Annotated in this window: 4 protein-coding genes and 1 pseudogene; 2 read left to right on the top strand and 3 right to left on the bottom strand. The window is 54.0% G+C overall.

All coding sequences use genetic code 11. From position 1 onward, the window contains the following. Positions 1–367 (top strand): annotated as a pseudogene (locus A3730_RS32485) (IS4 family transposase); the annotation flags it as partial. Positions 368–473: 106 nt separating this feature from the next. Here the strand turns inward: A3730_RS32485 and A3730_RS03800 are convergent. The 3 genes from A3730_RS03800 to polA are packed head-to-tail and all read right to left on the bottom strand — an operon-like array spanning position 474 to position 5,752. Beyond that, the gene (locus A3730_RS03800; protein WP_063519469.1) at positions 474–1,823 is read right to left on the bottom strand and encodes an ATP-dependent endonuclease; all 1,350 of its coding nucleotides are present in this window, start codon (positions 1,821–1,823) and stop codon (positions 474–476) included. Positions 1,824–1,825: 2 nt separating this feature from the next. Then, complete coding sequence (locus A3730_RS03795) at positions 1,826–2,956, bottom strand: DUF262 domain-containing protein (protein ID WP_063519470.1); 1,131 nt, start codon at positions 2,954–2,956, stop codon at positions 1,826–1,828. A 27-nt stretch (positions 2,957–2,983) separates the two neighbouring features. Further along, positions 2,984–5,752, bottom strand: coding sequence for a DNA polymerase I (polA, locus tag A3730_RS03790; RefSeq protein ID WP_063519471.1), 2,769 nt, complete (start codon positions 5,750–5,752; stop codon positions 2,984–2,986). A gap of 470 nt (positions 5,753–6,222) precedes the next feature. Between polA and A3730_RS03785 the strand changes: the two genes are divergently transcribed. Then, positions 6,223–7,397: proton-conducting transporter membrane subunit (locus tag A3730_RS03785; protein ID WP_304439458.1), on the top strand; the 1,175-nt coding region annotated here is incomplete at its 3' end.

The raw sequence follows: 7,397 nt of genomic DNA, 5'->3' as shown, positions 1-7,397 counted from the left end.
GATGGCCGAGAAAGAGATGTGGGTATATCTGCTGGCGTATAACCTGATACGCATTCTCATGGCGCAATCCGCAGCGTTATCGGATGTGCTCCCGCGAGCATTGAGCTTCAAGCATGCATTACAGATTTGGAATGCATGGAGTTGCCGTCTGGCATCGGGTTATTCGCAAGCAGATTTAGTGGAACTCTTGGTGCTTATTGCACTGCGATGCGTGGGCAACCGTCCGGGAAGAGTTGAGCCGAGAGCGGTGAAAAGACGGCCAAAGCCCACGCCACTGCTGACGCGGCCCAGGCATGAGGCACAAGCCGACATACGAAAGAATGGTCATCCTCCGAAACAGCGGGAATGGAATCGGTCAGGTCAGTAATAGGAAAGGCCTAGACTTAAGTAAGTGCCATTCGTGTCTGACCCCGGTTCCCGGTTCCGACCCCGGTTCCTTTCTGTTCTGGTTCCGCCTTTTTCGGGTTCGTGGCTTAGTCTGAGCCTAGGTCGGGGTCAATGGTCGATAAAAATTCTTTTGTTTCTTCATCGTCTTTGTTTTTCACGACCCAAAGTTTGCAGGCTATTTCAAATAGTGAAGGCCTGGCTTCGCCATAAAGAGATCTAGAAAGGTTTTCAAAAAAATCATGATGGTCTTCTGAAAGGTGTCGCCGCAAAGCTGTTTCTAGCGCTAATTTTCGTACCCCGATCCTTTCGGAATATTCATCAATGTTATCGGTTACTATTTTTATGGCCTCTATTTCTGGAGGTTGATTTCCAGGAAGTGCAATAAAAGGTGATGCGGCGTTGGTAACTAGGTCATGGGATTTTTGATCAGCATCCAAGATGCCAACAAAGCTTAATACGGGATTGTCTTGGTAGGGAGTGACTCCCTTTTCTACATTTCCTTCGCCGTTGACGTGTATCAAGTGTGCTGAGGTATATGCTCTACTGCCGAAATAATCGAGTATTGTTTTAAAAAAAATAACTGATTTATTGTCCTCAAAGACGAATACTTTTTTCTTTGTTGCTTCAAGGCCAAGCTCCTCAATATAATTTGTAGAGTTGGCTTTGCTCCAAGAGGATTTTTCGTTTTGGGTTATTACGATAGATCTTTCATGTCCTGCCCATTCGACAATGAATGGGGAATGCGTTGCTAATATGAGCTGTTTTGCTTTCTCACTAGCGGCATAGACGAAAAGCTTCTCGAGTCTTCTTTGCGCTAAAGGCGATAATCCCGCTTCGGGCTCGTCGACTAGAATGACTTTGGGCCCGTTTTCCTTTTTTATCAAGCGCCAGTATAAATACAAAACGCTCAGCTCTCCGAAAGAGAGTGCCAGACTGTCGACGGTGATTTCGTTTTTACGGCATATGAATCGAGGTATGGAGCTTCCTTCGAGGTCATCAATCTCTTCCACTGAGATGCTATGCCAGGAAGTGCAAAGTATGAAATTAATGATTGCTACTTCGCTTGTTTCGAATTCTCTCTCTTCATATTGGTCGAAGGTGCTTTGTAGATTAGTCAGCGCCTTGTTGACTGTTATTATTTCTTGAGCAGGGTCAATTTTTGTGCAGTCTGTCCGATCGCCAGGGAGGTTTAGGGTGATGCCTCCTAAAGTTTCTATGGTATGGCGGGGGAAGCCTGTTTTGGATTGTTCGCCAGTGAAAAGGTATTCTAAAAATGAGCTTTTTCCGGCCCCATTCGCTCCAACAACTATGGTAATTCGATCTAGGTCTTTTGAAGTTTCACATCCGTTGATAGGGTGTTGGGTTATTGTCTTTATTCCGTCTGGAGAGGGCAGTGGGTTTAGTGCCTTTTTCCATAAATCGTTCAGTTTGGCCATTCTCATAGGTGGCCCCACTGGACTGATTTCATGATTTCTATGAGCTTCGATTCTGAATAGCTGTCTTCAGAGAAATTGATTAGTTCAAGAATTTTCTTCGCCTTTTCACCTTGAGGACTATTAGGGGTTTGGCCACTTTCAATTGAAAAAATAAAAATACACAAAAGTCGCAACTGAACAGGGATTGCGTCATTGACGGATGACGATGACCTTTCTTGATATATAGATAAAATTTTCCGCATTTTAGAAAAGTTAAAAAGATCATTGGATTCTTTTTTTAATTGCTCTCTTTCTGATTCAAATTGGTGGACTAGCCTTTCGTTTGGTTCGTCTTCAAAGTAAAAGTACATTAGCCAGGTTAGCAATGTGGCTTTATTAAGTTTAACTTTTCCTTGTATGCTGGATTCAAAGTTGGTTATTGCTTGTTCGCATATTTCTATAGTGTCACTTGCTACCGGGTTTTGACTCCTGTACATCATTACAAGATCTGAATCGGTTATTTTCTCATTGATGGTGCCGGTGTGGATGGCGAAAACGAATCTTGACATGACATCGTGGTAAGAAAGTCTGCTGTTGTTGAAGCCAATTTTTCTTGAGTCAATGTCAAGGCTCTCCATGTGATTAACAAGGAGTTTAATTTGATCTCTGACAGGGCCGTAGAAAGTATTTCTCTTTTCGGCTGGAGTTAAGGTTGATCCTTGGTTTAATCGAAAAAATATTTCAGAAGGCTCATCGCTTTGGTAGTCATGTAGCTCATGAATTCTAACGGGATATCTCAAGAGCTTGTTTTTTGTATCTGGTGGTAGTTGAGAAAAATATAGGCCATGAAGATGAGAGATGTCTTCGCTCTTGGGCTCTATGTTGCCGTCAACAGGGAATGCGTCGTTCACGAATTCAAAAAGTGCGTTAAGTCTTTGTTGCCCGTCAAGTACGTCCTGTTGGCTGCTATCGTTAACAGCTACAACGTATACTGGAGGGAATTTCCAGCCTCTTATTACTGTATCGACTAGGCATTGTTGTTTTTTTTGTGACCAAACTAGATCTCTTTGGAAGTCTGGCTGTAGGTTGATTATTCTGTCGCCGATCCGTCGAATTATTGACTCGATATCTGGGTCGCTGGTCTCAATTATCATGATTTTTATCCTAAATGTTTGAAGCGCTCAATGCGCCTCATCCCAATTCTCCCCAACCCCCGCATCCACAATCAACGGCACCTTCAACGCTGCCGCTGACTCCATGCGTTCCTTCACTTCCTTCACCAGATCTTCCACCTGATCCTCCGTCACTTCAAACACCAGTTCATCGTGCACCTGCATGATCATCTTGGCATCAAAGTCGGTGGTGTCGAGCCAATCGTGGACCTTGATCATGGCCATTTTGATGATGTCCGCGGCGGTGCCTTGCATGGGGGCGTTGATGGCGGTGCGTTCGGCGGCCTGGCGGCGTTGGCCGTTGCTGCTGCGGATTTCCGGCAGGTAGAGGCGGCGGCCGAACAGGGTTTCCACGTAGCCTTGTTCCGAGGCCTGGGCGCGGGTTTCTTCCATGTAGCGTTTTACGCCCGGGTAGCGTTCGAAGTAGAGGTCGATGTAGTCCTGGGCCTCCTTGCGCGGCAGGCCTAGTTGCTTGGCCAGGCCGAAGGCGCTCATGCCGTAGATCAGGCCGAAGTTGATGGCCTTGGCATTGCGACGGTCGTTGTCGCTGACTTCTTCCAGGGTTTTGTCCCACACTTCCGCGGCGGTGGCGCGGTGAATATCCAGGCCTTTTTCAAAGGCATCGGTGAGGCCCTTGTCGCCACTCAGGTGGGCCATGATGCGCAGTTCGATTTGGGAGTAATCGCAGGCGACGATCTTTTTGCCTTTGGGAGCGAGGAACGCCTGGCGAATCTTGCGGCCTTCTTCACTGCGCACCGGAATGTTCTGCAGGTTGGGATCACTGGAGGACAGACGCCCGGTGGCGGCCACTGCCTGGTGGTAGGAGGTGTGCACACGGCCGGTGCGCTGGTTGATCAGCTCCGGCAGTTTGTCGGTGTAGGTGTTCTTCAGTTTGGCCACGCCACGGTAATCCATGATCACCTGGGGCAGGGGGTATTCCAGGGCCAGTTCCTGCAGCACCGCTTCGGCGGTGGACGGTGCGCCTTTCGGCGTCTTTTTGATGACCGGGATGTCCAGCTTTTCGTAGAGGATTTCACCCAGCTGTTTGGGGCTGGCCAGGTTGAATTCCTGCCCGGCGATCTCGAAGGCTTTTTCCTGCAGTTCCGCCATGCGCTTGGCCAGGAACTGGCTCTGGTGCTTGAGCAGGGTGGCGTCCACGTAGGTGCCATTACGTTCGATGCGGCTGAGTACCGTCACTAGAGGTAGTTCGATGTCGCGGAATACGTCTGGCAGGCGGCCTTCCTTTTCCAGCCTGGGCCACAGGGTCTGGTGCAGGCGCAGGGTCACGTCCGCGTCTTCGGCGGCGTAGCGGCTGGCTTCGTGCAGGCCCACCTGGTTGAAGGTGAGCTGCTTGGCGCCCTTGCCGGCGATCTCTTCGAAGCTGATGGTCTTGCGGCCCAGGTACTTGAGCGCCAGGGAATCCATGTCGTGGCGGGTGGCCACGGAATCGAGCACGTAGGATTCCAGCATGGTGTCGTAGGCCACGCCGCGCAGGGTGATGCCCACATCTTCGGCCAGCACGCTCATGTCGTACTTCAGGTTCTGGCCGATTTTCTTGATCGTGTCGTCTTCCAGCAGCGGTCTGAAGGCATCCATGACGAGCTGCTTGTCGAGCTGGTCCGGGGCGCCGGGGTAGTTGTGGCCGAAGGGGATGTAGGCGGCCTTGTCGTCCACGGCCACGCAGAAGCCCACCAGTTCCGCGTTCATGTAGTTGAGGCTGGTGGTTTCGGTGTCGAAGGAAAACTCGCCGGCGCTTTTCAGTTTGTCGATCCACTTGTCCAGCTGTGCCTGGGTGTAGACGATGTCGTAGGCGTCGCGGCCGAACGTGGGGGCCGCGGGCGCATCGTCATCCGCGTCCATTTCCACGTCTTTGCCCGCGTCTTCGGCCACCGGGTCCTTGCCGCCCAGCAGCTCCTTGAGCCAGCCCTTGAATTCCAGGCTGCGGTAATATTCGGCCAGTTTTTCCGCGTCCGGGGTTTGCAGTTTCAGGTCGTCCAGGTCTTCGCTGAGTTCGCAGTCCAGCTTGATGGTGGCGAGCTTGTAGGAGAGGAACGCCTGTTCCTTGTGTTCTTCCAGTTTCTTGCCCAGGGTCTTGGCGCCCCGGAAGCTGAGCTCGGCCACCTTGTCCAGGTTCTCGTAGATGGTTTCCAGAGAGCCCAGGCCCTGGATCAGGCCCAGGGCGGTCTTCTCGCCCACGCCGGGGACGCCGGGAATGTTGTCCACTTTGTCGCCCATCAGGGCGAGGAAGTCGATGATCAGCTCCGGGCCCACGCCGAACTTCTTGATCACGCCGTCGATGTCGTAGAGGGCGTCGTTCATGGTGTTGATCAGGGTGACCTTGTCGTTGACCAGCTGGGCCATGTCCTTGTCGCCGGTGGAGATCAGCACCGGTTTGCCCTGCTCGCCGAAGATGCGCGCGAAGGTGCCGATCACGTCGTCCGCTTCCACGCCTTCTTCGATGATCAGCGGCAGGCCCATGGCGCGGATCAGGTCGTGCAGGGGCTGCACCTGGGCACGCAGGTCGTCGGGCATGGGCGGGCGGTTGGATTTGTATTCCTCGAACAGTTCATCGCGGAAGGTCTTGCCCTTGGCGTCGAAGATCACCGCCATGTATTCCGGCTCGTAGTCCTTCATCAGCTTGCGCAGCATGGCCGCCACCCCGCGCACCGCCCCGGTGGGTTGGCCGCTGGAGGTGGTGAGCGGCGGCAGGGCGTGAAAGGCGCGGTACAGGTAGGAGGAGCCATCGACGAGGATGATGGGTTTTTCGGCTGCGGACATGGTGTTCGGCTTCTGCTGATGAGTGAGTGGGGAGAGTGTAGCGGAAATGGAGGGATTCGGCAGGGCGGGGGAGGCGAGTTGAAAGTTTATAGTTGAAAGTTCAAAAGCGCGGGAGAGGCTCTCAAGGGTTTCATGTGGTGTGCCCGCGCCATTACCGGTGATCGCGGAGAGGGGCGGGCAATTCCCTCGGCCTGAGACCGCGTTTCAACTTTGAACTTTGAACTTTAAACTCGCCCCTGTCCCGTATCGCACCCGCCGCCCGCCCATGGCATACTCGGTGTCCCATTTCATCAATACGGATGCCATGACCGCTTCTCTGGTCCAGCCTTGTTGCATCACCCTGTCCCAGTGCCCGCGCCGGGGGCGGCGTCCGTATTTTCCTGATCCGCCGTTGTCATTGTCTTTCTGAGTTACCCTGTTCAAGCTAACGGGCGGGTTGCCGCCCTTGTGACAATGACAACGGATTGACTATGAATCTTGCTTTTGTGGTGATGTTGCCCTTTCTGGGTGCGTTTCTGCCACCATTGGTGGAACGCGTGACGGGGAACCGCACCTTGCTGGCCTGCGGGGCGGCGGCGTTGCCGGCCCTGGCGCTGGCACTGCTTTTTAACCCGGCTCGCCAGGTGTTTGCCGGGGAAACCCTGCACAGCACCCTGCGCTGGATTCCCTCGCTGGATCTGTCGCTGGCCTTCCGCCTGGATGGCCTGGCCTTGCTGTTCGCCATTCTGGTGCTGGGCATCGGCCTGCTGGTGATTCTCTATGCCCGCTATTACCTCTCTGCGAAAGAGAAGGCCGGGCGTTTCTATGCTTATTTGCTGCTCTTTATGGGCGCTATGCTCGGGGTGGTCACCAGTGACAACCTGCTGTTGCTGGTGGTGTTCTGGGAGCTGACCAGCCTCAGTTCCTTCCTGCTGATCGGCTTTTGGGGCCACCAGACCGGCGCGCGCAAGGGCGCGCGCATGGCCATGACGGTCACCGGCATGGGCGGCCTGGCGCTGCTGGCCGGGGTGCTGTTGATCGGCGATGTGGTGGGGTCGTTCTCACTGACCGAGGTGCTGGCCAGCGGCGACCTGATCCGCGGCAGTGAGTTGTACCCGCTGATTCTGTGTCTGGTGTTGCTGGGGGCCTTTACCAAGAGCGCCCAGTTCCCGTTCCATTTCTGGTTGCCCCATGCCATGGCCGCGCCCACGCCAGTGAGCGCCTACCTGCATTCGGCCACTATGGTAAAAGCCGGGGTGTTCCTGCTGGCGCGTTTGTACCCGGCGCTGGCGGGTACTGACCTGTGGTTCGAAATTGTCACCCTGGCGGGCATGGCGACCTTACTATGGGGGGCCGCGGTGGCGCTGTTCCAGCATGACCTGAAGGGGCTGCTGGCGTATTCGACCATCAGCCACCTGGGCCTGATTACCTTGCTGTTCGGTCTCAACAGTGAGCTGGCGGCGGTGGCAGCGGTGTTCCATATCATCAACCACGCGACCTTCAAGGCCAGCCTGTTTATGGCGGCGGGGATTATTGACCACGAAACCGGCACCCGCGACATGCGCCGGATCAATGGCCTGTGGAAGTACATGCCTTACACGGCGGTGCTGGCCATGGTGGCGTCCGCGGCCATGGCCGGGGTGCCGTTGCTGAATGGCTTCCTGTC

This window comes from Alcanivorax sp. HI0044 (assembly GCF_001634945.1).
This window is presented reverse-complemented; position numbering and strand designations above follow the sequence as displayed.